General features: G+C 65.3%; 21 protein-coding genes and 1 pseudogene. 11 read left to right on the plus strand and 11 right to left on the minus strand.

The window, feature by feature from the left end; translation table 11 throughout:
* Nucleotides 1-65 precede the first annotated feature (65 nt).
* On the plus strand, nt 66-1,070 hold the full coding sequence (locus G6N24_RS01055) for a sugar phosphate isomerase/epimerase family protein (protein ID WP_085159291.1): 1,005 nt from the start codon (nt 66-68) through the stop codon (nt 1,068-1,070).
* A 38-nt stretch (nt 1,071-1,108) separates the two neighbouring features.
* Here G6N24_RS01055 and G6N24_RS01060 read toward each other — a convergent pair whose 3' ends face one another.
* From G6N24_RS01060 to G6N24_RS01090, 7 genes are all read right to left on the minus strand, one after another.
* On the minus strand, nt 1,109-2,725 hold the full coding sequence (locus tag G6N24_RS01060; RefSeq protein WP_085159328.1) for a pyranose oxidase: 1,617 nt from the start codon (nt 2,723-2,725) through the stop codon (nt 1,109-1,111).
* Nucleotides 2,726-2,789: 64 nt separating this feature from the next.
* Nucleotides 2,790-3,581 carry an SDR family NAD(P)-dependent oxidoreductase gene (locus G6N24_RS01065; protein ID WP_232070661.1) on the minus strand — a complete coding sequence of 264 codons (792 nt, stop codon included), beginning with the start codon at nt 3,579-3,581 and terminating at the stop codon, nt 2,790-2,792.
* Between the two features lie 22 nt (nt 3,582-3,603).
* Complete coding sequence (locus G6N24_RS01070; protein WP_085159287.1) at nt 3,604-4,881, minus strand: FAD-binding protein; 1,278 nt, start codon at nt 4,879-4,881, stop codon at nt 3,604-3,606.
* Nucleotide 4,882: 1 nt separating this feature from the next.
* Complete coding sequence (locus tag G6N24_RS01075) at nt 4,883-6,298, minus strand: sugar porter family MFS transporter (RefSeq protein WP_163745382.1); 1,416 nt, start codon at nt 6,296-6,298, stop codon at nt 4,883-4,885.
* Nucleotides 6,299-6,339: 41 nt separating this feature from the next.
* Complete coding sequence (locus G6N24_RS01080) at nt 6,340-7,488, minus strand: zinc-dependent alcohol dehydrogenase (protein WP_163745383.1); 1,149 nt, start codon at nt 7,486-7,488, stop codon at nt 6,340-6,342.
* A gap of 4 nt (nt 7,489-7,492) precedes the next feature.
* The gene (locus G6N24_RS01085; RefSeq protein WP_139822335.1) at nt 7,493-8,008 is read right to left on the minus strand and encodes a VOC family protein; all 516 of its coding nucleotides are present in this window, start codon (nt 8,006-8,008) and stop codon (nt 7,493-7,495) included.
* 117 nt (nt 8,009-8,125) lie between these two features.
* Nucleotides 8,126-9,295 (minus strand): sedoheptulose 7-phosphate cyclase, encoded by a 1,170-nt coding sequence (locus tag G6N24_RS01090; RefSeq protein ID WP_139822334.1) that lies wholly within the window; start codon nt 9,293-9,295, stop codon nt 8,126-8,128.
* A gap of 394 nt (nt 9,296-9,689) precedes the next feature.
* Between G6N24_RS01090 and G6N24_RS01095 the strand changes: the two genes are divergently transcribed.
* The 6 genes from G6N24_RS01095 (at nt 9,690) to G6N24_RS01120 (ending at nt 16,584) form a co-directional block, all read left to right on the plus strand.
* Nucleotides 9,690-10,862 carry a sensor histidine kinase gene (locus G6N24_RS01095; protein ID WP_085159279.1) on the plus strand — a complete coding sequence of 391 codons (1,173 nt, stop codon included), beginning with the start codon at nt 9,690-9,692 and terminating at the stop codon, nt 10,860-10,862.
* Between the two features lie 272 nt (nt 10,863-11,134).
* Nucleotides 11,135-12,094 carry a thiamine pyrophosphate-dependent dehydrogenase E1 component subunit alpha gene (locus G6N24_RS01100; RefSeq protein ID WP_085159277.1) on the plus strand — a complete coding sequence of 320 codons (960 nt, stop codon included), beginning with the start codon at nt 11,135-11,137 and terminating at the stop codon, nt 12,092-12,094.
* Nucleotides 12,091-13,137: an alpha-ketoacid dehydrogenase subunit beta gene (locus G6N24_RS01105; protein WP_232070662.1), complete on the plus strand. Its 1,047-nt coding sequence runs from the start codon at nt 12,091-12,093 to the stop codon at nt 13,135-13,137. The genes G6N24_RS01100 and G6N24_RS01105 overlap by 4 nt, the downstream gene beginning before the upstream one ends.
* Nucleotides 13,134-13,898, plus strand: a complete 765-nt coding sequence (locus G6N24_RS01110) for an SDR family NAD(P)-dependent oxidoreductase (RefSeq protein WP_085159275.1) — start codon at nt 13,134-13,136, stop codon at nt 13,896-13,898. Before G6N24_RS01105 ends, G6N24_RS01110 begins: the two co-directional genes overlap by 4 nt.
* The gene (locus tag G6N24_RS01115) at nt 13,895-15,229 is read left to right on the plus strand and encodes an ATP-grasp domain-containing protein (RefSeq protein ID WP_163745622.1); all 1,335 of its coding nucleotides are present in this window, start codon (nt 13,895-13,897) and stop codon (nt 15,227-15,229) included. Before G6N24_RS01110 ends, G6N24_RS01115 begins: the two co-directional genes overlap by 4 nt.
* Nucleotides 15,226-16,584: an ATP-grasp domain-containing protein gene (locus G6N24_RS01120; RefSeq protein WP_139822550.1), complete on the plus strand. Its 1,359-nt coding sequence runs from the start codon at nt 15,226-15,228 to the stop codon at nt 16,582-16,584. The genes G6N24_RS01115 and G6N24_RS01120 overlap by 4 nt, the downstream gene beginning before the upstream one ends.
* On the opposite strand, the gene narL is transcribed toward G6N24_RS01120, so the two are convergent.
* Entirely contained in the window at nt 16,510-17,160 is a 651-nt protein-coding gene (gene narL, locus G6N24_RS01125) for a two-component system response regulator NarL (protein WP_085162239.1), read from the minus strand. The two genes, G6N24_RS01120 and narL, sit on opposite strands and share 75 nt — an antisense overlap.
* Before the next feature lie 263 nt (nt 17,161-17,423).
* Between narL and G6N24_RS23800 the strand changes: the two are divergent.
* The 3 genes and pseudogenes from G6N24_RS23800 to G6N24_RS25610 form a co-directional block, all read left to right on the plus strand.
* A pseudogene (locus tag G6N24_RS23800) lies at nt 17,424-17,708 on the plus strand (integrase catalytic domain-containing protein); the annotation flags it as partial.
* A gap of 24 nt (nt 17,709-17,732) precedes the next feature.
* Nucleotides 17,733-18,149 (plus strand): integrase catalytic domain-containing protein, encoded by a 417-nt coding sequence (locus G6N24_RS25455; RefSeq protein WP_331253233.1) that lies wholly within the window; start codon nt 17,733-17,735, stop codon nt 18,147-18,149.
* 257 nt (nt 18,150-18,406) lie between these two features.
* Nucleotides 18,407-19,048 carry a transposase gene (locus tag G6N24_RS25610; protein ID WP_085162240.1) on the plus strand — a complete coding sequence of 214 codons (642 nt, stop codon included), beginning with the start codon at nt 18,407-18,409 and terminating at the stop codon, nt 19,046-19,048.
* A 383-nt stretch (nt 19,049-19,431) separates the two neighbouring features.
* On the opposite strand, the gene G6N24_RS24060 is transcribed toward G6N24_RS25610, so the two are convergent.
* Nucleotides 19,432-20,346, minus strand: coding sequence for a hypothetical protein (locus tag G6N24_RS24060; protein ID WP_085162242.1), 915 nt, complete (start codon nt 20,344-20,346; stop codon nt 19,432-19,434).
* 2 nt (nt 20,347-20,348) lie between these two features.
* Nucleotides 20,349-20,645 carry a hypothetical protein gene (locus tag G6N24_RS01145; protein ID WP_085162243.1) on the minus strand — a complete coding sequence of 99 codons (297 nt, stop codon included), beginning with the start codon at nt 20,643-20,645 and terminating at the stop codon, nt 20,349-20,351.
* Between the two features lie 270 nt (nt 20,646-20,915).
* On the opposite strand from G6N24_RS01145, the gene G6N24_RS01150 reads away from it, so the two are divergent.
* A complete protein-coding gene (locus tag G6N24_RS01150) occupies nt 20,916-22,175 on the plus strand; it encodes a sensor histidine kinase (protein WP_085162252.1) in 1,260 nt (419 codons plus the stop codon).
* Nucleotides 22,176-22,182: 7 nt separating this feature from the next.
* On the opposite strand, the gene G6N24_RS01155 is transcribed toward G6N24_RS01150, so the two are convergent.
* Nucleotides 22,183-23,799 carry an FAD-dependent oxidoreductase gene (locus G6N24_RS01155; RefSeq protein ID WP_085162244.1) on the minus strand — a complete coding sequence of 539 codons (1,617 nt, stop codon included), beginning with the start codon at nt 23,797-23,799 and terminating at the stop codon, nt 22,183-22,185.
* Nucleotides 23,800-23,810 lie beyond the last annotated feature (11 nt).

Here is a 23,810-nt window from a genome sequence, read left to right on the forward strand (position 1 = left end):
CGGCGATCGACGTGTTGAATGTGTCTTCAACATGTTGCTGCGGACGCTTCAGGGTCGAGGTTGATATGAAAATCGGTGTCTATACGGCGTGCCTTCCCGACATGACGTTGGTCGAGTGTCTGGACACCATCGGTGAGTTGGGCCTGGACAGCATCGAAGTGCACGCCGGTGGGTTTCTCAACGCTCCGCATCTCCCGGTTGATGGATTGTTGGCCAGCCCGCGGGCCCGTCGAGAGTATCTCGCACAGATTTCGGATAGGGACATCGCGCTTACCGCCCTGAACGTGAATTGCAACCCGCTGCACCCCGATCCCGAAGTGCGTGGCACCTACGTGCGCGACCTGTGGCGGGCGATCGACCTGGCGGGCTTGCTCGGCGTGCGAAACGTGGTAACGATGTCCGGCCTGCCCGGCGCCCATCCCGGGTGCCTGGCTCCGACGTGGATGCCCCAGCCTTGGCACAGCGCCGCCACCGATGTGTTGCGCTACCAGTGGGACGACGTAGCCGTTCCCTTCTGGAGGGATATCGAACGGCGCGCCCGCGCTGCCGACGTGCGCGTCTGCATCGAAATGCACCCCCACAATCTGGTGTACAACCCGGCCACCTTGATGCGACTGATCGAGCGCACCGACAGTGAACACATCGGCGCGGAAATGGATCCGAGCCATCTCTTCTGGCAGGGAATCGAACCGATCGAGGCGATCAACTACCTGGGCGACCGGGTCTTCAATGCCGCGGCCAAGGACACGCGGGTGAACGAAGCCAATTGCCGCTTGAACGGAATACTCGACGATCGCTACGTGACGCCGGACGCCGACGATCCCTCGGCCATCACGCTCGGTGGCCGCTATCTTCTCAATCGGTCGCCGGCGAACCCTTCTTGGCAGTTTGTCGCGGTGGGCCGGGGTCACGATGTCGAGTACTGGACGTCGTTTGTCGGCGCTCTGCGCAAGGTCAATCCGTCGATCGCGATAAACATCGAGCACGAGGACGACGAGCTGGACGTCCTGGACGGGCTGAGGTTTGCCGCCGACACACTGACCAAGGCGTCCGGCGGCGTGCGCCCGTAGTGGCGACCCGTTCCGATGAGGCGGCGGTGAGTCCCGAATCAGCTTGCTGTGTAATGTTTTTCGACCATGCGGTCCGCTGCCTTCAAGGCGATCGCCACACTGGTCAGCGTCGGATTCGACGCGGTTGAGGTCGGCAGCAGGCCATTGCCGCCAAGGTAGAGGTTCTCGAATCCCCACACCCGCGAGTTCGTGTCGACAACACTGGTGTCCGGATCCTCACCCATGCGGACCGTACCGGCGATGTGCAGCGGCAGCCCGGGAGTCGGAAAGCTCGGTTCGGACCCGCCCAGGAATCCGCCGATGGCCATCGCGGCTCGCAGCATCTCGGCCATCATCGCGTGCAGGCGCGCCGCGTCTTCGGAGCTAAAGGTGAAATCAAAAGTGGGCTGCGGCATGCCGTGCACGTCGGTGTAGCGATCGGAGAACCACACCCGGTTGTCGGGCCGCGGGTCGACCATTCCGAACCACCGCAAATCCATGATCAGTCTGGTATCGACGTGCGGCACCAGATCCGCGTAGTGAAAGGCGTCCCGATTGATCTGGGCATGCCAGGGACGGCCTTCCGTGACCGGAATCCAGATGTTCGGCGCCGGATCCGCGCAGGGAATTGGCAGGGTGTCATCGGGGTAGAGCCGCCGATGTGCCCGCAACGCCTCGGTGAATCGTTCGTCGCCCTCGATCCGATCGACAAGATCGCGAAGCAGGACCACCTGGCAAAACACCGTGGGATGTTCGGTAAGGTATCGACCCAGCGGCTCGGGCCGTATCTCCGACGCCCACAACAGTTGTGGGGTCAGCACGGCTCCGCACGCCACGACATAGTGGTCGGCATAGATGCGCACCGTTCGCATCCCGACAAGGTCGCGCACCTCGGCGTATTCGATCCGCGAGCCGTCCGAATCCCGAACCAAGCGGTTGCACAGGTGCTCCTGGAGAATGCGGAACCGTTCCGGGTCGCCGCCCGGATCTGCCAGGTCGCCCAGGATTGTGTCGACGCCGGTCCACTTCACCATCCGGGGATTGTTGGGGATCCGGTTGACCGCGAGCGGGAGGTCCTGCACCTGGTATTCGGCCGGGAGCTCGGAGAACTCCCGTCGCAGCGCGTCGATGAGCAGCGTCTGTCTGACCGAGTGGTCGAACACGCCCTGCTGGACGCCCAGCAGTTGTTCTGCCTCGGTGTAGTACCGATCCCATTCGTCCGCCGCAATCCCGTTGTAACGCTCCATCGTGGGATGGTGACGCGGACACACACATGTCCAGTGGGTGGCCATGCCGCCCACGGCATAGCAGGCCGCGGCCGCGGGGATATTGCGGTACGGGTTCTGCTCAGGATTCTCGGCGTTGCGAGCGTTGCTGGGATTGTCGCCCAATTCGGGAAACGCCGACGGATCGACCGCGAGCTCGGCCCGGGCACTCGGCGGGATCGAGAGCACATGCAGATGACTGCGGATGACCGGTTCGAACAGATCCGGATTGTGCTGGTAGATATAGGAGTTCTTGAGGTTTTGGCCGGGACGGGCCGAGAGCTGGGCGCCCGCGTCCACCACAACGACACTGGATCCGCCGTCTACCAGTTTGCGGGCAAACGTGGCCCCGATTGGGCCGGAGCCGACGATCAAGACATCGGCCCGGTACGACGGCGTTCCCGAATTCATCTTGTCCCCCACCGGTTGCGAGTGCTCGAACTTATCGGGCGGGTCCCGGCAGTAGTTCCATCCGTCACGGGATTATTGTCGCGATGACCCCGCCGTCGACCCGCAGTGCCGCGCCGGTAGTAGCGGATGCGCCGGCGGAGGCCACATAGTGAATGAGGTTTGCCACTTCGCTCGGGAGGCTGAATCGCTGGATCAACGATGCCGGGCGAACCTCGGCAAAGTAACGGCGCTCGGCCTCCTCGAACGGGATATCGCCGTACATCTTGGCGACGAACTCCTCGGCGCCCGGGGTGCGGGTCGGCCCCGGCAGAACACAGTTCACCGTGACCCCGGTGCCGGCGACGCCGATCGCGAATCCCCGTGACACCGCGAGCAGCGCCGACTTGGTCATCCCGTAGTGGATCATTTCGGGAGGCGTGGTGACCCCGCACTCACTGCTGATGAATATCACCCTGCCCCAGCCGCGTTCGGCCATGCGAGGCGCATAGTGCCGGGTGAGTCTGATACCGCTGAGCACATTGACTTCGAAGTGGCGGCGCCATTCCTCGTCGGATATCTCGAATGGCGGTGATTCTGTGTAGATGCCGGCGTTGTTGACCAGGACGTCGAGTTCGCCGATGGCCGTGAAGATCTCCTCGGCACCCTCCGCGGTGGCGATATCGGCGGCCACGGCGACGATCTCGCCGGCCGATTCGCCGGCGGCATTGCGGATGCGTTGGGCGGCCTTCGCGGTTCGCTCCGCATTGCGCCCGTTCACATAAACGGTGTCGCCACCGCGGGCGAAGGCGAGCGCGGCGGCTTCACCAATGCCGGACGTGGATCCGGTGATAAGAACGTGGCGTGGATTTCGCGGCATCATTTCTCCTTGGGCACGGGTTTCACTGTGGAAAGCAACTATTGATGAGGTCGTTGCGGAATTTCCCGCCCGGGTCGATCGCCCGCATGAGACCGTCAAAGTCGCCCCATCTCGGATAGCTGGCGCGCAGAGCGTCGGCACCAATCGTGAAGAGCTTGCCCCAATGTGGACGCGGGTCAAACGGTGCGAGCGCTCCCTCGACGTCGGCGAGGACGGGCATCACCATGGACGTGTTGGGGCGCCACGCGAAATGGATGGCCACACTGTCGCGGCCGTGGTTGGGGCTCAGCCAGCAATCGTCGGCCGCGACGGTGCGGATCTCGCAGATCAGCAAGGCCGGCGCGATCACGGCGCGGATTCGGTGCAGGGCGTCAAGGGCGGCGGCCGCGTGCCGTTTGGGCAGCAGATATTCGGACTGCAACTCGTCGCCGGTCGCAGGCCGAAAGTCGGGACGAAAGTGTGGAAGTCGTTGATGCCAGGGTCCGGCAACACCGAGTTGCTCGGTGCAGTTGGTTGCCGGCAACGCGGCCAACGGGTGTTGACGCGTCAGGGCCGGTTGCACTCCGGCGTGGGTGAGGTCCGCGCGAGGATCGCCGCAGCGATGCTTGACCCAGATCCGGTTGGCCTCGCCGAACCGGGAGAAGATGCTCACGCTGTAGGCGCCGGCGGTGATGCTGTCGAGGTGGGTCAGCAGCGAATCCCAGCTGAGCCCGTCGTAGACGTACTGTTCGACGTCGAACGTCGGGCACAGGCGCAGGCGCAGGCTGGTGACGATGCCAAGCGAGCCCAGCGAAACGGCGGCACCACCGAAGCCGGGATCCGCGTGGGACAAGGTGACGAGTTGGCCGTCCGCGTTCACGAGGGTCACCGATGTGACGGCGTCCGCGAGCGAACCGTTGAAGTTTCCCGAACCGTGCGTGCCGGTGGCGCATGCGCCGGCCACCGAGATATGTGGCAGCGAGCCAAGATTGTGCAGCGCTAGGCCGTTACGGTGCAGATGGTCTGCCAGTTCACCATATCGGGTACCGGCACTGACCTCCACGCTCATCCGCGCACGATCGATGTCCATCACCGACGGCAGCCGGTCGACCGCGACGAGATCGCCGGTGGTGTCCGCGATTCGGCTGAAGGAATGCCCGCCACCAAGCGCCCGCGCATGCGAAGCGTCGGCGACGATCTCGCAGAGCTCCTTGATGGTCGTCGGCCGGTGCAGGCGCGCGGGGGTGAAGGCGACGTTGCCCGCCCAGTTTCTCAACTCGGGCGTATCAACCCGGTCGTTGTCAAGGTGAGGCTGGGTCATGTTATTTCGCCTTGACCCGGTGCCCGGCCAACTTCGCTTGCACCTGTTCGAGGGTGAGTCCCTTGGTTTCCGGGACCCACACCCGAACGAAAACCAGGAACCCGATCGAGATGCCGGCGAAGATGAGGAATCCGATGGCGGCGCGATGAGGCTCACCGGGGGTTCCCACCAGGATCGGAAAGAGCAAGACCACCACCAGGTTCGCCAGCCAGTTGACCGCGATCGCCGCCGCGCTGCCGTGCGACCTGATTTGCGGGGGCAGTACCTCGGCGACGAGCAGCCAGCCGATGGGTCCGGCCGAGAACGCGTGACAAGCCATGAACGCAAGCATGGCGGCAATGGTTATCGCCCCGGCGACCCAGGATGACGACACCAGGCCGAAGCTTGTGGCCAAGAGCGACACGATGATTCCGGTCAACCCGACGGTAAGCAATGGCCGACGTCCGTAGCGGTTGAGCAGCCCCACCGCGACGACGGTGAACACGACGTCGGCGACCCCGATGGAAAACGAGGCGATCTCGGCGCCGGCGCGGCCGCGGACACCGGCCATGGCGAACACCGGGGTGGAGTAGTAGACGATGGCGCAGATTCCGACGAGCACATCCATCAACGAGGCGCCCATCGCGATCAAGATGGGCCGACGCAGGGACGGTTCCGGATTGACCAGCCGCGCCAGGCTCATCCGTGCGCCGGTCTCGGTGTTGCGCCGGTGGGCGGCGATGATGCATTCGAGCTCGGCGGCGACATCGTCGGGATGCCGAGTGGCCAGCAGCGACTCGCGAGCGTGGTCGGGGCGGCCGCGGGCGACCAGCGAGTGCGGGCTGGATGGAACTCTTGTCATCGTCAGGGTTTGTAGAATGGCAGGAATGACATTGGCGGCGAACATGATCCGCCATTCGTGGCCACCCAGGCTGAGGATGGCTCCGACGGTGAAGGCGAGGAGAAACCCGCTGGCTATGGAGAATTGGTAGCCGGCCATCATCGCGCCCCGGTTCCGGCCGTGAGCAATCTCGCCGATGTAGGTGGGCGTGACGGCGGTTGTTATGCCCACCGCGGCACCGAGAATCAACCGGCCGATCACCATCGACGGGGCGCCGTCCGCCGTTGCGGCGACGAGAGACCCGGCCGCGGCCACAACCCCGGCGATTCCCAGCGCCACTCGGTGACCATAGCGTTCGACGGCGGGCCCAGCGAGCATGCACCCGACCAGAGCGCCGGCGATCAAGCTGCTGACAACCGTCCCAACTGCCAACCCGGACAGCGAGTATTGCTGCCGAATTGGCCCGATGGCGTCATTGCTGACCGCGATCGAATACCCGAACAGCGTTCCGGCGGACCCTCCGACGAGCAAGAGTCGCCACCTGATCGGGCCGGGCCGGGAGGGGAGCCCGGTGCCGCCGACTTCGAGTACTGCCACCGTGTTCGTCCTTGTCGGGGTTGGCTGCTGGAGGTCGTGGGCTATGCGGTGAGGGTGACCTTGACCGCGTCGCCCGCCAGATCTGCGAGCGCCCGGTCGAGGTGGTCAAACGTGTGCGCATGGGTGATCAAGCGCTCGAACGGGATGCCCGGATGCTTGCTCAGCATGGCCATGGCTTCGCTGTAGGAGCGCGGCGGATTGAAGCTCATGCCGAGCAATCGGACATTGCGTTGGCAGACATCGACCGCCGGGTCGACGCTGATGCCCGCGTTGCCGGGAACGATGTTTCCGACTTCCACGACCGTGCCCAGCCGGCGAACCATGCCCAGGGCTTCACCGAGGGCTGCGGCGTTGTTGGCCGCGTCGATCACGATGTCGGCCCCGAGGCCGCCGGTGAGTTCCATGACCGCCTCGCGGCGCTGGATCACGTCCAGTTCTGCGGTGTCGAGCACGACGTCCATGCCGATGTCGCGGGCGGCGTCCAGCCTGCTCGCCCGGGAACCGGAAACCACAATGGTGCCGATGCCAAGGTGACGCAGCACCAGCCCGGTGAGCAGCCCCACCGCACCCGCGCCGAGAATGACCGCGGTGGCGTCGAACGTCAGCACCTCCTCCGGCACACCTGCGGGCGTCTTCGCGATATTGACCCCGCGGACCGCGACGGCAAGGGGATCAAGAAGCGACGCCACCCGCGCCGGCACATGGTCGGGTACCCGCCACAGATACGTTCCGGGTCGAACGACAACGTGTTTGCCGAAGCCGCCGGTCAGCGTGGGCGTGTGGGCGCCGCTGTCCTGCGGCAGCGGCTCGAGTCCGATGGCTTCGGGCGGGACGCCATACACGAACGCATTGCCGCACGTGGTCGCGCCGGGCCCGAAGCGGCGGCAGCCCCAGCACCGCAGGCACGGCACCCAGGGGAACAGGGCGACGGTGCCTCCCTCGCGCAACGGCTGGCCGGCGGCATCGCGTCGGGAGTGCCCGGCGCCGAAAGCGGTTATGGTGCCGACGATTTCATGCCCCAGCACGATCGGCACCGTCGGGTCGGTGGAGACGAAGTGCCGGTCGGACCCGCAGATGCCGTTGGCCGTGACCTCGATGAGAAGACCCTCCTCGGGCGGCGAAGGCAGGGGCATCTCGATCGTTTCGAATCGGTTCTTCCCGACCCACAGATTCGCGGTCGTCGTCGTCATCGCGTCACTCGTTCCCCGGTGGCCATAGGCCGGGGAAGCCGCGGTCGTCGAGGTACGGCTCGCTGCCGTCGTCCTTGATGATCGGTTGCGGCAACTCGGCGACATACTCCAGGCGCATGCCGTTCAAATCGGCCTTCTCGGTGAAGAACAGCAGGATCCGGTCATCGTCGGTCAACGCCATGCCGTCGTGGCCGAAACCGAGTTCCGCAAGCTCCTTGAGCCGGCCTTCGACGTTGGGGTAGTCCATGAAGCCGAGGTGGTGAAACCCTTCGCCCTGCGAAACCGAGTGGGTTCCTTCTCCGGTGAATTCCATCAGCTCGATGTGTGGGGGGCCTTCCTTGGAAAAGGCGATGCGCGCATCGTGGTGATGCGGCTTGGGATTGCTGCTGTCCGCGTATCGCTCGGTGCAGTAGCGGCCGACCGGACTGAAGGTGTATCCCGTTGCCGCCGACCAGCGTTCGATCGCGGCTTCCAGGTTGGCGACTAGCAAGGCGACGTGATGAATCTGCGGGCCGGCCATGAATTGTGTTCCTACCTTCGTGTTCAGTGGTCGGATGGTGAACAGCTTGACGGCGGCCGCGTCGATCGACTGGGAGGACCCCAACGCTTGGCCGCAGCGCGGTTGGCTAGACGGCGGTCATGCCATCGACCCACTGCAGATTGATGCGCCGGTGTCGTGCCCCTGACGGAGCATTCGCATTTCGGCCGCCGCGGCGGCGATCTCGGTGTCGGCCAGGTCATTGACGAAGACAGTTTTGCCGATGCCGTTCAGCAGAGTCAGGTGCTGCTGCCCGCCGCGATGGCGGACCGTGTCGACGAAGCCCTCGGTGAGCAGCTCGGCGTCACAGAACAGCGGATGCGATGGCGCGAGACCCAGTCCGACAGTGGTGGCGACGATGCGGTCCAACTCGGCGCGGGTGAGCAGGCCGCGGTTGGCGGCTAGGATGGCACAGAAGACACAGCCCATCGCGACGGCCTCGCCGTGCAGCAGCTCGGGCAACGCCCGCATCTCCACGATGGGCGAGAAGGTGTGGCCGTAGTCGACGATCCGCTGCAGATCGTCCTCCCACAGGTTCTTCCGCAGTTCCTCGGCCATTCCGGTGATCGACCGGCGCATCACCTCTTGCCCCGGCGGGATGCCGGGCCCGTCGTGCCCGGGATCCTGCAGGCGCTCGGCGACAAGTCGCGGGCCGTGAGCCTCCAGGATCTCGAACAGGCGAGCGTCCTTGATCAGCGCCATCTTGAGTGCCTCGCCCAGCCCGCTGCTGATCTGGCGCTCGGGCAGCGTGGCGAGCAAGCCCCGGTCGATGAGGGTGCGTGGCGGAGGAGCGAAGGTGCCCAAACGATTGCGGAATCCGTCGTGGTTCACCCCGGTCTTCGCCGACACGCTGCCGTCGATTTGGCCGAGCAGGGTCGTTGGCACCCGCACGTAGGGGATACCTCGCCGATACAGGCTGGCCGCCATTCCGACCATGTCTTGCAGCGTCCCACCGCCGATCGCGATGGGGGCGCTGCCCACTCGCGGGGTGCCGATGGCATTGAGGCGGCTGGCCACCCGCAGCACGTTTTCGATGACCTTGTTTTCGTCCCCACTGGGTAAGACAAGGTATGAGACCGCAATGGAGTTCGCGGCGAAATATGCCCGGATGCGCTCACCGAAAAGCTGTGCCACGGCCTCGTCCATCGCTACCAGACGGGTGGCCTCATTCGGATGATCGCCGGGTTGCCGACCCAATTCCGGGTTGCGTGGATTGAACAGATCGGCGGTTTCAATGACCTCGTAGTTGATCTCTTTGGTGGCAGCCATGGTCCACCGGCTTAGACCGCCAGAACTGTGAAGACGGCCCCCCTTCGGTCCGCTCCTGATCGCCGGAACCATACCTCTCCTCACCAGCCTCCACACTGTTATTAGCTTGCCGCGGCGAACCGGTGACGTCTGTCGGCCGACCGGCCGCGAAAGGGTTGAATCCCGTGTCCCCCGACCGATGGATTTTGAGTCCCCCGATTGGGTGCCTGCCGTTCGAAATTCGTTCACCCTTGGGCGAGCTCTTGTCTGGTCGGGCCGTGACGCAGGTAACAGCGTTGGTTGATTGATGCGGCGACGACCGCGATCAGCGGTTAGCACGCCGCACGCTCCCGGTCGCGCTGAGTACCGTATTCCCGTGGTGACGAGTGACGTGGAACTCGATCGAGTGCGCAGGATGCACTTGGAGCGCTCGTCTCGAATCGTCTCGGTGCTTCGGATCGGTGTGGTGGTGTTCATGGTTGCCGCCATGCTCATGGGCACCCCCCGGCCGGAATGGGCCCGGCAAACCGTTCTCATCCTCATCTACGCAGCCGTCGCATCGTGCGCCCTGTTACTGGCGATTTTTCCGATCCGCCGGTGGCGCGGGATCGGCCGATTCGCTGGAATGCGCCGGTTGGAGCCCGTTGCCTTCACCGCCGTCGACGTGTTGGCGGTGACGGGCTTTCAGTTGCTGTCCGACGTCGGGATCTATCCGCTGCTGATCATGATCTTGCTGCCGGTGCTGGTGGGCGTTGATGTGTCATCGCGACGCGCGGCGGTGGTGCTGGCCGTCACACTCGTCGGGTTCGTGGTCGCCGGGGTTCACGACCACGTGCTGACGAGCGCCTGGCCGGACGCCGCCTTTCTGCTGGCGCTCTACGCGTTTCTGTGCGGCACGGCGCTGGTGGTGGTCCGCATCGAGGAGCGCCATGTCCGCTCGGTGGCCAGTCTGAGCGCGTTGCGCGAAGAGCTGCTTGTCCAGACCATGTCGGCGTCGGAGGATTTGCAGCGCCGGATTTCGGAATCCATTCACGATGGACCGCTGCAAGACGTGCTGCTCGCGCGTCAGGAACTCGTCGAGCTGGAGGCGACGGCCCCCCACGATGAACGGGTCGGGCGCGCGCTGGCGGGTCTGCAGCTTGCCTCCGAGCGGCTGCGGCAGGCCACCTTCGAGCTCCATCCGGCGGTTCTCGAGCAGGTCGGGTTGGGTGCGGCGGTGGAACAGCTGGCCCGCTTCACCGCGGGGCGTTCAGGAATCGACGTCGCCACCGACATCGAGTATTCGATTCGCAATGCGATCGACCCCATCATGTTCGGCGTGGCTCGTGAGTTGCTGTCCAACCTGGAAAAGCATTCGCAAGCCCGCCATGCCTCGGTCACCCTCGGAATCACGGACGGGAGCTGCGTTTTGGATGTTTGCGACGACGGTGTGGGGATCACCGGGGACACCATGGCGCGGCGCTTGGGCGAGGGCCACATCGGCCTGGCTTCGCATCGGGCGCGGGTGGATGCCGCCGGCGGAGTGTTCGTCTTCCTCGACGCCCCCGCGGGGACCCATGTCTGTGTAGAGGTGCCTCTGAAGTTGTAGGGTTGCGCGGGCAGACGCAAAAGCACCCCCAAAAGGTACTTTCGGGGGTGCTTTTGCGTCTGCCCGCGCAACCAGGCCGCGGGAGTCGTTGCCCTGTCCCCCGATTAGTGGAGGGACGTCCGTCCGTTTTAGGGCCGATTGGAGGAGGTTTATCCAGGTAGGCATCTCTACTCTCAGATCCGTGACCGAAGCCGCGACTATCGCATGCCACCGGCAGGTGTTAGCCGTGCCCGCGCCGCCGAGGTTCCCGTGGTGAGTAAGGAGTCCGCGCCATGAATTCGGTGGTCCCGGATCGGCTGGAGCTGTACCGGCGGATGTGGGTGTTGCGGCTGCTCGACATCGCGTTGGAAGAGTTGCGTGCCGAGGGCTTGATCAAGGGGCCCATGCACGTCGGGTTTGGCCAGGAGGCGGCGGGTATAGGGGCCACTGCGGTGTTACGCAGAGGCGATGTCACGACCGCTACTCATCGCCCGCACGCACAATATGTCGGTCTTGGCCTTCCGCTGGGCCCGAGTATCGCGGAGATGATGGGTCGAGCCGATGGCCAATGCGGCGGCCGGGGCGGGCATATGCTCATCGTTGATCCCGACCGCGGGTTGCTCGCTCCCTCGGGCATTGTTGGTCATTCGCTGTTGTTGGCGGTCGGACACGCCTACTCGCAAATGTTGGCCGCAGACGGCCGGGTGACGCTCTGTGTCACCGGGGACGGTGCGGTGAACTCCGGGGCCTTCAACGAGGCCGCGAACATGGCCGCGCTCTGGCAGTTGCCGATGGTGATCTTCGTGGAGAACAACCAGTACGCGCTCAGCGTGCGCCTGGACCAGCACGTGCACGAGACCCGGCTGTATCGGCGGGCGGTCGGTTATGGCATGCCGGGGGTGCAGGTCGATGGCGGCGACGTCGAAGCGGTTCGAGACTGTGTGGGCGAAGCGGTGCGCCGAGCGCGCGCCGGCGCTGGCCCCACGTTGGTGGAAGCCGTCACCTACCGCAACGCGGTCTTCTCGGGTGCCGACCGCGGTGGTTATCGCGATTGCGGCGAGGCCGACCGGTGGCCGGATCCCCTAATGGTGACCAAACAACGTTTGATCGCGACAGGTATCTCGCGCGAGCGGGTGCACGAGGTGGAGCGCACCGCGCGGCGGGCGGTCGATGAGGCGGTGGCCTTCGCCAAGGCCAGCCCCTGGCCTGACCCCGCCGAATTGGTTGTGACAGCCCGCAAATGGGACGGATGACGGTCGTTGGGCACATGACGTCGATGACACCGATGACCTATGCGGAGGCGCTCAACGACGCGTTGCGCCACGAGATGCGACGCGACGATCGGGTGATCGTGCTCGGTGAAGACGTGGCGGTCTACGGCGGGATTTTCGGTGTGACCAAGGGGTTGCTGGATGAGTTCGGTCCCGGCCGGGTGGTTGACACCCCGATTTCGGAGAACGGAATTGTGGGGGCGGCAATCGGCATGGCCATGTCCGGTCTACGACCGGTGGTGGAGATCATGTACAGCGATTTCCTGTGTCTGGCTCTCGACAGCCTTGCCAATGCGGCCAGCGTGTATCCCTTTGTCTCGCAAGGGAAAGTCAACATTCCGCTGGTGGTCCGCACGCAGGGCGGGCCGGGCAACGGTGCGGGGCCACAGCATTCGAAATCGCTCGAGCAGTGGACAGCCCACCTGCCCGGGATCCACACCGTGATGCCCAGCGATGCCGCGGATGCAAAGGGGCTGCTGACCGCGGCCATCCGATCCGACGATCCTGTCGTGCTGTTCGAACACAAAGCCTTGTACGCCACCGAAGACCTGGTTCCCGACGGGGAACACGTCACCCCGTTGGCGACCGCGCGCGTGCTTCTCGAGGGGACCGACGTCACCATCATCGCGATGTCGGGTATGGTGCGCCACTCGCTCGACGCCGCAGCCAGCCTGTCGGCGGCCGGTGTGCATGCCGAGGTTATCGACGTGCGCTCACTGCGCCCGCTGGACACCGAAACGCTCGTGGCGTCGGCCCGCAAGACCGGACGCGTTGTGGTGGCCGCCGAGACCTGGATGCGCTATGGGCCCACCGCCGAGATCGCCGCGGTCATCGCCGAACAGGCCTTCGAGGACCTACGCGCGCCGGTGGCCAGGGTCGGTGCGCTAGCCGTGCCCTATCCGGCGAGCCCCCGCCTGGAGTCCGCCGCGCTGAGCGGCAGCCACGACATCGTGCGGGCCACCAAGCGGCTCATGGCAACTGAGCTGACCCGTTGCCATCCCATCAAAGCGCGCGACCGCGGATGAGCACACAATTCGCCGGCAAAGTCGTGCTGGTCACCGGCGGCGGCACCGGGATTGGTCGGGCAACGGCGTGCCGATTCGCCCAAGAGGGTGCAGCTGTGGTCGTCGCGGGCCGAACACTTGATCCCCTGCTGGAAACCGTGTCGATCATCGCGAGCAACGGAGGAAAGGCTGAAGCCCTGCGGGCCAACATTGTCCGCGAAACCGACGTGGTGCGACTCGTCGAGACGATCGTCGATCGCTACGGCGCATTGAACGTCGCGTGCAACAACGCTGGCGCGCCGGGAGCGGGACAGCCCACCGACGGGTGGACGCTCGAGCGGTGGAAGCACGTCGTCGACACCAACCTGCAAGGAGTGTGGTTGTCGATGAAACACGAAATTGCCTACATGCGAACGCATTCCGGCGGAGCAATCGTCAACGTCGCGTCGATCGCCGGCCTCGTCGGCTACTCCCGAGCCGCTCCCTACACCGCGAGCAAGCACGGCGTGGTCGGGCTCACCCGCGCCGCCGCCATCGACCACGCGACCGAGGGGATCCGGGTCAACGCGGTATGCCCGGGGCCCATCCTGACCCCGATGCTGGCCCAAGCCAGAGCCGCGCGAGGACCGGGCGCCGAGGGCTTCTACTTGTCGCACATCCCAATGGGCCGGCTTGGCAGCCCTGACGAAGTTGCCAACGCCGTGGTCTGGCTGGCTTCCGACCAAGCGGCCTATATCACCGGACAGGCCCTGGCTGTGGATGGAGGATGGACCGCCCAATGAGTGGCAACTACCTCGAAAACCGGTGTGGCCATGTCGTTTTGGTGGACACCTACGGCCCGTCGGCATCGCGGCTGGCGCCCGCGTTCGAAGCCGCCGGCTACGTCCCCGTCAGGGTGCAAAGCACGGCCCAGACTCCTAAGCTCTACCGCGGCTACCCTGATCCGTTCCCTTACCCCTTCGAGTTCATGCACCGTGGCTCGTTGGACGAAACGGTAAGCGAAATAGCGCCGCTTCATCCCGTCGCCGTCATCGCGGGTTGTGACCACGGGGTCGAATTTGCCGACGCACTCAGCGAAGCGCTGAATCCACTGACCGGGGCGCCCACCAACGGCACCGCCCTCAGTGCGGCGCGGCGCGACAAGTACCTGATGATCGAGCGGATCAAGCAATGCGGTCTGCGCGGGGCGCGACAAATCCGGGTGGAGAGCGAATCCCAACTCCGGGAATGGCACACCCAACTGGGCGGCATGGCCATCCTCAAACCACTGCGCAGCGCGGCCAACGACGGAGTCACATGGTGCCGCACGGCGGACGACTCCGTCCGGGCCTTTCGCCAGCTGAATGGCAGAGAGAACGTCGTCAACCTGCCCAATGACGGTGTTGTGGCGCAGGAATACCTGGTCGGCGCGGAATACCTGGTCAACACCGTGAGCCGGGACGGGTTGCATCACGTCTGCGACATCTGGAAGACACATCGCATCAGCGCCAACGGAGTGTCCGACCTGGTGGTGGCATGCCAGATCTTGCCGGCCACCGGGGAAATCCAGGATCAGCTGGTCCCATACGCGCTCGACGTGCTCGACGCGCTCGAAATCCGCCATGGCGCAGGCCATATCGAAATCAAGATGACTCCCGATGGCCCCTGCCTGATTGAGGTCGGAGCGCGGGTCGCCGGCCAGGACCTGCCCGGCTACACGGCCATGGCTATCGGTGAATCCCAGACTGAATGGACAGTGGATGCCTACACCAATCCCGGCCGATTCAAGCAACGCCACGGGCGGCCCTATGAGCTTCGTCGGAGCATCGCCTGGGCACTGATGGTCAGCCCGCGCAGTGGTGTACTGGTCTCCTACCGCGCGCTGGACGCCATCAAGCAGTTGGAAAGCTTTTACGACATGCGCCTTTTAATCAAACCCGGGCAGCGACTGCGTCGCACCATCGACGACAGCACCTACCCCGTCTCGCTGACGCTGATGCATGAGGTGGACGAGATAGTGCTTCGTGATCTTGCGACGCTGCGCTACCTCGACGGCGAGGGTTTCTACGAACTTGCCGATGATCCCCAACCTCCAAACCAGTCCCTGTCCCCCGCGAAAGGCTCAACGTCGTGATCGTCGTTTTGTCCGCATACCGTCCGCGGCTGGAGGATTTTCTCACCGCGCGCGGCGAGAAGATTGTCGCGGTGATTCCCGAAAGCATGCGAGAACCGCGCGAGTCCACCAATCCGCGATATCCGATCAGGACCATCGATCATTTCGACGACTACACCGAGCTCGCCCGAATCGCGGTGGAACTCGAAGCGCTCGGCGTGACGGCTGTCGCCACGATCGATGAGCCCTGCGTTCGCGCCGCCGCTTTCGTCAACGAGCTGCTGGGCCTGCCCGGACTTGATCACCGCAGCGCCGTCGCGTGCACCGACAAGTCGGTCATGAAGCGGCGCCTGGCTGCCGCCGGTGTCCCAGTCGCTGAGCATCGGGTGGTGCACGACGTGCGGCAGATCCGCAAATTCCTGGACGACGCGGGCGGCGAGATCGTCGTCAAACCGCGTTATGGCTTTGGAACCATCAACACGCATCGGGTCAACCGGGACAATTTTGATCAGCTGGCCTCCGCCGGCGCCTTCGGTCCGCCGGCGAACCTTCCAGAATGGATCCGATCGACATCCCTGGCATCCGACGTCGGCCAGGTTGGCTGTCTGGTCGAACGCTTCGTCGACGTCGTTGAGGAATTCCACTGTGAGCTAATGCTGCATCGGGGCTCGGAGGTGCACTGCCTGGCCGGCCGCTACTTCACACCGGTCCTCGCCAACAACGCGTACGGATCGGTGCTTCTCGACCCGGACTCGGCGGATGCGATCGAGGTGCGCAGCCTAACGCGCGCCGCCGCGTCGGCCTTGGGCGTCACCGACGGATTCGGGCACTGCGAGATTTTTCGCGACCGATGCGGCAGGTGGCTGGTCGGCGAGTTCGCCGCACGGCCCGGCGGACTCTTGATACCCCGGATGCTGCGGCTCAGCTATGGCATCGACAACCTGGAGCTGTTGGTCGAGCAGCTGGGCGGGCGCCGGCCGCGCACCCATGCCGTGTCGCGGGGCTCGTTCTCGTGGGCGGTCATCCCGGTCACCGGTTCGGGAGTCATCGCCGGCATGCCCGACGAGGCGGACCTGCTCAAGGTGCCCGGGGTGATCGAGGCCCAGATCGTCTTGCGCAACGGCGACTCCACCGGTGACCTGCAGGGGGCGATGCTTCACGCCGCCTACATCATCTGCCAAGGGGACACGCCTGAGCGGGCCGAAGTGTTCGCCCGACACGCGCAGCGCAGCTGCCGCATAACCGCCGTCCCAGCGCCCGAAGACAGCTCCGAAGACCGTTCGTCGAGCGCCTCCGTACCCCTAGTCGAGCAGCCCTTGCCGCATCGCCTCGGCGACCGCCGCCGCGCGATCGCTGACACCGAGCTTCTCGTATAGCCGCTGCACATGGGTCTTGACCGTCGACGGCGCCACATACAGCTCCGCGGCGATCGCGGGGATGCTTTGCCCGCGAGCAATCCGATTGAGCACCTCGCGTTCCCGCGCGCTGAGCACCGGGGCCATCGGCGCCGCGCGCTGGCGGATCTCCCCGGCAAGGCCCCCGACCAGCGAGGGCGCCACCACGTCGCGGCCCTTGGCGCAGTCGAGCACCGCCTTGACGATCTCGGTGCGCGTGGAATCCTTGAGCAGGAATCCCGCCGCGCCCTGCTGCAACGCCTGGTAGACGATCGCCGAGTCGTCGTGCGCCGAAATCAGCAGCACCCGGGTCGGCAGCTCGTAGCTGCGCACCGCCGCGGCCACCTGCGCGCCGTCCATCCCGGGCATCCGGTAATCCAGCAATGCGACATCGGGCAGGTGGGCCTTGATCAATTCGAGAGCCGTCGCGCCGTCATCTGCTTCACCGACGACACTCACCGAGCCGCTCAACGACAGGGCTCGCACAACCCCCTCGCGAAAGAGCGGGTGATCATCGCCAACCACCACACGCACCTTGTCGGGCTGTGGATTACTCATCGAGCGCCGACCATGGCGATGAGTTTAACGCGGTATGTCGATCGTTTGCTGCAACTCGGCGTGCCTCACCTACTTTGAGCGCGTGGCGGGGAGTGGTGCCTCAGCTATCTTGAGCGCGTGACCCGGAAGGCTTGCCCGACGTGGAAGGCAAGATCGACATGGCCGCGAGACGACAGGTAACGAACAAGCTGCGCACCCAGTACCGCAAGGCGTCCACGGCGGACAAGGGCGAGGTTTTGGATCGGGTGGTGGCCACCACCGGGATGGGCCGCTCGACGGCGCGGCGGATGTTGACCGGCCCGAGGCTGCCGGCACCGGCCGAGCAGGTCGATGGGCGCGCTCTGCGGCCGTGGGGTTTCAGCGACGACGCCAGGGCGCTGTTGGAGCGCGTGTGGGCGTTGATGGGCATGCCGTGCGGCAAGTACCTGGTGGTCATGGTCGAACTATGGCTGCCGCTTTTGGCCGCCGCCGGTGATCTTGACAAGCCGTTCGCCACCGAAGCGGTCGTAGCGGAGCTGAAGACAATGAGCGCGGCCACCGTGGACCGCTACCTCAAACCCGCCCGGGATGCGATGCGCATCAAGGGCATCTCGACCACCAAACCCTCACCGCTGCTGCGGAATTCGATCAGCATCCGCACCTGCGCCGATGAGGCACCTGATGCCCCGGGAGTGATCGAGGCCGACACCGTGGCGCACTGCGGCCCGACGTTGATCGGCGAGTTCGCCCGCACGCTGACGATGACCGATCTGGTGATCGGCTGGACCGAGAACCACTCGATCCGCAACAACGCCTCCACGTGGATCCTCGAGGGCATCGATGAACTGCAGCAGCGGTTCCCATTCCCCATGGTGATCTTCGATTCAGACTGCGGAGCTGAGTTCATCAACCACGAGGTCGCCGCGTGGCTGCAGGCCCGCGACATCGCCCAGACCCGCTCGCGGCCGTACGTTGATTGGGCAGCGATCCCGGGAAATCTAGCAGCTTGAGAAGCTGATCGAGTCGACCGGAATCAAGTACACCTCGGTCACAACCCGGTCCCTTGGCGTATCCGGTCGATTATTCCTGGAATCCCTTATCGCTGGAGAGTGAAACCCGGCGTCCCTTGCCGACCTCGCCAAAGGACGGTTGCGCGTCAAAACCGAGCAGCTACGGGCCGCCTTCGAAGGCAACTTCACCACCCACCGCGGCAACCTCACCCAAGGGCACCTCGACCGCATCGACCTGCTAATACGCGCACATCAAGATGCTCACCGGGCTGATCGGCGCACTCATCAACGAGCACAGCCTGGGCTGGGCCCGGGAACTGCTCGCAACGATCCCCCGCATCAGTGAAACCGGCGCGGAGAACATCCTCGCTGAGACAGGGGGCGACATGACCTGCTTCAATACCGCCGCTCAGCTCGCCTCTTGGGCCGGTGTCTGCTCAGGACACCATGAATCAGCCGGCAAGTCCCGCCAGGTGCGGCCCGCCCGGGTAACGCCCACCTCAAAGGCGCGCTCGGGATCGCCGCGATGGCTGCCGTGCGGACAAATGGTCGTTCTTCCAAAACCGCTACAAGCGACTCGCGGCCCGCCGCGGGCCAACACGCGCCCTCGTAGCCATCGAGCATTCCCTCCCGATCGCGATCTGGCACATCCCCACCAACGGCGAACCCTCCCGAACCGCACAAGCGGCCTAACCCAAATCCAAAACACCCCAGCACCAGTCACGGTCGCCGTGCGGTCACCTGCGCCCACTCACTACCGCATCTTCGCGTCAGGCACCTCGCTACTCATCTCTCGCGCCGTGGGGCCAGTACTCCTGCTGCGGGCAGCCCGCGGTCTGCCAGTGACCTTTGTTCCCGCGCCGCACATCGAGGCGCCCGCACGGGCGTACTTGTTGTGATGTGTAGGCCGGGTTGACCAACGTGACCGCAGAACCTGCGCGGGGCCAATCACCCACCCACGGGGCCCAAACTCGCTCAGAAGCGTTTGGCGCTAGCCCGCCTTTGGGATATGACCAGTGTTAAGACGACGTTGGACGCGGTGAGTGCCGATGCCGCGAGTAGTGCCCATCTAAATAGTGAGTTGTCGCCGTACATGTAGTCGGTGGCCAACACCAGGAATATGGCCGTCGCCCCCAACTGTCCCAAGGTGCCCCACATAGCTGCCCTGGTCTTTGAGCGTGGTTGCGATTGGACCAGCCGGCGGACGGTGACGATAAGAGCCACGGCTACGAATGTGGCGCCAGGTATTGCTACTCCGAGTTGCATGCTGCCCTCCGCCAGCTTACGATGCGCACTGCGCGATACCGCCGATGGCGGTTGCCTGGCCTGCCGCCCAGCCCATGAGACCGACCCAGAAACTTGCCGTGAACGTTTCGGGGGCGGCTGCGGCACCGGCAAGGAGGGAAAGGTCTCCACCCGCCATTGCGCCCAATGCCTTCATGATGTCGCCGGTGCCGCACGTGTGTTGATCGGGATGTGCGGCCAGCCATTGTTGCCATTCCTGGGCTTGTTGGATCACCTTGATGCGATTTTCGATCTCGGTGATGGGTGGGCCAGTCATGGGAGGTAGCGGCTTACCTTGGAGTTGGTAGTTAATAAAGTCCTTGATTGGCTGCGGGAGGTTCGGGGGTGCTGCGGATGTGCTGTGTTGTGTGAAATCGACCAACTGGACCCCGCTCTTGTCCGATGCGAACCCCACGGTCCCCAGATCGGCGGTGGTGGCGGTGAGCTGACCGGCGACCTTCAGGTCCGCCTCTTCCAGTTGTTCGGCGCGCAGGCGGATGTCACCGGCAAACGCTTGCGCTTGGGCTTGGCGGGCGGCCTGCTCGGCGACGTTGCTGCTGGTGCGGGTGTCGGTGACCGACAAGTCCTCGCCGACGTTGAAGCCCGCATTCTGGGCGTCCTCGACGGCGTACAGCACGCGCCGCTGGGCTGCGCTGATGTCGCCGGCACCGTTGCGCGCGATCCCGGCTGCCTGGCGCAACTGATCGGCCTTGCCACTGACGATGGGTAAGTCGGCGCTGGTCCGCTGCCGTAACGCGTCACCGCCGGCGCCCTGCCACGCGATGGCATGCGATTCGTTTCGCATGGTCAAGAACACGTCTTCCCAGCGGTCCGCGGTCGCAGTCCAGTAGCTGGCCGTGTCGATGAGGTGCTCGGTGCTCCATGCCCGGATTTGCGACAGTGTGGCGGGCATCGCTATACCACCATCGCGTGTGTCACGGCGGCCATCCCGCCCGCCGCAGCGGCTTCTTGGTTGCCGTATCCAGCGGCGGCTGTAGCCACGCCGGCAGCCGTGGACTGGGTCCGGGCGGTCAACGCCGCTCCCGCTGCGCCGATGGCAGCGTTGATCGCGTTGATCGCCGCCGTGGTGGCCTGGAATGGCTGCCCCGGCGAAGGCGGCGCAGGCCCGGTGAGTTGAGCGCCTGCGCCCTGCCACCCGCTGGCCGTGGCGGCTAATTGGTCGAGAACGACCTGCAGTACATCGGATCCCACGTGCGCGATCCTAAGCTAAGGGCGGGTGGCCTACGCTATGCACTTCGCCCTCTAGCTAGCCAAGCTAGTGGGGCGCAGGGCTGGTTTGCTCTTTGGAGGTGAGCACCAGATCTTGCCAAGAATTTGTCAAAGTCTGGTCGGGTATCACTTCGTGAATTCGCCCCGCAGCCGGATACCGATTCGCCCGCAGTGGGGCGCGGATTCGCATTCTCGGTGGGTATGTCGGTCATCCGTTCAGTTGGCAACTTCCGGGTGGGCGTGCTCCTCACCATGGGTACGGTGTTTCTCGTGGCATTGACCAGCGACGTGGAATTGGATCGGGTGCTGCGGGTCCACCAGGTGCGTTCCTACCGGATCGCTTCGGTGCTGCGGATTGGCGTCGTGATGATGGCGGTCGCTGCCATGCTCGTCGGCACTCGCCGCTCCGAATGGGCGCAGCAATCTGTCTTACTCGCCTTGTACGGATCCACGTCACTGTGCGCACTCGTGTTGGCCTGCTCTCCCGCGTTCCGCCAATGGGTAGGACTGCCCCCGTTGGACAAGATGAACCGGTTCGAGCCCTTTGCCTTCACCGCCATCGACGTGCTGGCGCTGACGGGCTTTCAGTTGCAATCCACCGACGGGATCTACCCACTGCTGATCATGACCTTGCTGCCGGTGCTGGTGGGCCTCGACGTATCATCGCGGCGCGCGGCGGTGGTGCTGGCCTGCACGCTTGTCGGGTTCGCGGTCGCGGTGGTCGAGGACCCGGTGATGGTGCGCGCTATTGGATGGCCCGAAGCCATTTTTCGGTTCATGCTCTATGCGTTCCTGTGCGCCACGGCCCTGGTGGTGGTCCGCATCGAGGAGCGCCACGCCCGTTCGGTCGCCGGCCTGAGCGCGCTGCGCGAAGAGCTGCTTGCCCAAACCATGACGGCCTCGGAGGATTTGCAGCGCCGCATTTCGGAATCCATTCACGATGGACCGCTGCAGGACGTGCTGGTCGCGCGTCAGGAGCTCATCGAGCTGCAGGCCGCCGCCCCCGATGACGAGCGCCTGGGGCGCGCGCTGGCGGGTCTGCAGGTTGCCTCCGAGCGGCTGCGGCAGGCCACCTTCGAGCTGCATCCGGCTGTCCTCGAGGAGGTGGGGTTGGGTGCGGCGGTAAGCCAGCTGGCCGCCTACACCGCGCAGCGTTCGGGGATCAAGATCACCGCCGACATCGACTACCCGATTCGTAGTCCGATCGATCCCATCGTGTTCGGGGTCGCCCGGGAGTTGCTGTCCAACGTGGTGCAGCATTCGAGGGCAACGCACGCGTCGGTCAGCCTCGGGATCACCGACGACGTCTGCGTTTTGGATGTGGCCGACGACGGCGTGGGAATCACCGGCGACACCATGGCGCGCCGTCTGGGCGAGGGGCATATCGGCCTGGCGTCGCACCGGGCGCGGGTGGATGCCGCCGGCGGAGTGTTCGTCTTCCTCGACACCCCCACGGGCACCCATGTCTGCGTAGAGCTACCGCTTGACTCCCGAACGACCGCCAGCGGCTAAGCCAGCGTTACCGAACGTCAACCGACTTCCCGGTGGCTGCGGCGTGGCCCGCGCGAAAGCCGAAAACCATTGCCGGACCGATGGTTCCTCCGGCGCCACCGTAGGCCCGGCCGGTAACACCGGCCATTGCGTTGCCCGCGGCAAACAAGCCGGGTATGGGCTGCCCGCTGACATGGAGGACGCGGCCGTCACGGTCGGTCCGCGGTCCCCCTCTGGTGCCCATCGCGCCCACGCACAGCGGCACCGCGTAGAAGGGGGCGGTGTCGATCGGGCCGAGTGTCTTGCCGGCAAGCGTGGTGGCTTGCTGGTCACCCCAGTAACCGTCGTACGCGCTGGAACCGCGCCCGAAGTCGGGATCCGTGCCGGCGGCGACATGGCGGTTCCACCGCTCGACCGTGCCGATCAGGCCGTCGGCGTCGATGCCGGTCTTGGCGGCCAATTCGGTGAGGTCAGACGACTCGCAGAACCAGCCCGGGACCTGCTCATCAGGGGTGATACCCAGAAATCCGTAGCGTCGCAGGTGAATCGAGTCGAAGACAATCCATCCGCGATCGTTGACGTACCCGCCTCGGGGATCGAGGTAGTGGAAAGCGCCGGCCATCGAGTTGTAATCGCACGCCTCGTTGACGAATCGGCGCCCGGCCTGGTTGACGATGATACTTCTCGGCCGGGTTCGTTCCAGGCGTACGCTTCGGCTGCGCTGCTTGCCCTCGATGGTGTCGCCGGGGATCCGGACGATGGGCACCCACCACGCTTCGCCCATGTTGGCCAGGTCGGCGCCCTGAGCCATCGCCATGCGCAGCCCATCGCCGGTGTTGGTCGGCGGCGAGACCGCGCCGTGCATCGGTCCGCGCAAGAAGGCCTGCGCCAAGACCGGATCCCACTCGAAGCCGCCGGTGGCCAGAATGACGCCGCGGCGGGCGCGCACGCTGATCCGCCGTTCGGGCCCCGCGATCCGTACCCCGGTGACCTCGCCCGCGTCGACGACGAGTTCGTCGGCCCGCCCGTTGGTGCACGGCGTCACCCCGACGTCCAGCAAGCCCTTCAGCAGGCCGGCGACCAGCGCGGTGCCGGCCACGCACACGTCGCCGGCTCGCTCATCGACGTCGGCATGCAGGCGGGCCCTGGTCTCGGCATCGAAACCGACGTTGGACCAGTCGGCGGGAAACGATGTGATCCGCTCACCCCACGCGCCGAGCTGGGCGAGATCGAAGGGGGCCGCGCTCAGCGACCGGCCCCCGGTGGGTTTTCCGCCCGGCAGCTCGGGTTGGTAGTCGGGAAAGCCCGCCGCGATCGCGAAGCGCAGGCCGCTGTGCGCCTCGACGAAGTCGAGCATCACCGGGCCGGTTCGTACGAACGTTTCCACCAGCGCGTCGTCCATCGAACCGAAAGATTGCGCGCGCAGGTATCGCAAGGCATCGGCGACCGTCAATTCCCCGTCAGGGCAGCGGTTATGGGCCGGGATCCAGACGATCCCGCCGGACACCGCGGTGGTCCCACCGATCGTCGGAGCCTTCTCGAACAACCGCACCGAGGCGCCGGCAACCCTCGCCGCCAATGCGGCGGTCAGCCCGGCACCGCCGGTGCCGAGCACGCAGACATCGACTTCGTGGTCCCAAGACAAGCCGCCCCTCC

Source organism: Mycobacterium lacus, assembly GCF_010731535.1.
GTDB lineage: Bacteria > Actinomycetota > Actinomycetes > Mycobacteriales > Mycobacteriaceae > Mycobacterium > Mycobacterium lacus.

Coding starts and splice junctions, on each gene's coding strand:
- G6N24_RS25455 (WP_331253233.1), top strand. CDS start 17,733: ATGCGCATCAAGGGCATCTCGACCACCAAACCCTCACCGCTGCTGCGG.
- G6N24_RS25610 (WP_085162240.1), top strand. CDS start 18,407: ATGCTCACCGGGCTGATCGGCGCACTCATCAACGAGCACAGCCTGGGC.
- narL (WP_085162239.1), bottom strand. CDS start 17,160: ATGAGTAATCCACAGCCCGACAAGGTGCGTGTGGTGGTTGGCGATGAT.
- G6N24_RS01070 (WP_085159287.1), bottom strand. CDS start 4,881: ATGACCCAGCCTCACCTTGACAACGACCGGGTTGATACGCCCGAGTTG.
- G6N24_RS01085 (WP_139822335.1), bottom strand. CDS start 8,008: ATGGCCGGCCCGCAGATTCATCACGTCGCCTTGCTAGTCGCCAACCTG.
- G6N24_RS01100 (WP_085159277.1), top strand. CDS start 11,135: ATGAATTCGGTGGTCCCGGATCGGCTGGAGCTGTACCGGCGGATGTGG.
- G6N24_RS01105 (WP_232070662.1), top strand. CDS start 12,091: ATGACGGTCGTTGGGCACATGACGTCGATGACACCGATGACCTATGCG.
- G6N24_RS01055 (WP_085159291.1), top strand. CDS start 66: ATGAAAATCGGTGTCTATACGGCGTGCCTTCCCGACATGACGTTGGTC.
- G6N24_RS01110 (WP_085159275.1), top strand. CDS start 13,134: ATGAGCACACAATTCGCCGGCAAAGTCGTGCTGGTCACCGGCGGCGGC.
- G6N24_RS01090 (WP_139822334.1), bottom strand. CDS start 9,295: ATGGCTGCCACCAAAGAGATCAACTACGAGGTCATTGAAACCGCCGAT.
- G6N24_RS01065 (WP_232070661.1), bottom strand. CDS start 3,581: ATGCCGCGAAATCCACGCCACGTTCTTATCACCGGATCCACGTCCGGC.
- G6N24_RS01060 (WP_085159328.1), bottom strand. CDS start 2,725: ATGAATTCGGGAACGCCGTCGTACCGGGCCGATGTCTTGATCGTCGGC.
- G6N24_RS01115 (WP_163745622.1), top strand. CDS start 13,895: ATGAGTGGCAACTACCTCGAAAACCGGTGTGGCCATGTCGTTTTGGTG.
- G6N24_RS24060 (WP_085162242.1), bottom strand. CDS start 20,346: ATGCCCGCCACACTGTCGCAAATCCGGGCATGGAGCACCGAGCACCTC.
- G6N24_RS01080 (WP_163745383.1), bottom strand. CDS start 7,488: ATGACGACGACGACCGCGAATCTGTGGGTCGGGAAGAACCGATTCGAA.
- G6N24_RS01150 (WP_085162252.1), top strand. CDS start 20,916: ATGGGTACGGTGTTTCTCGTGGCATTGACCAGCGACGTGGAATTGGAT.
- G6N24_RS01095 (WP_085159279.1), top strand. CDS start 9,690: ATGCACTTGGAGCGCTCGTCTCGAATCGTCTCGGTGCTTCGGATCGGT.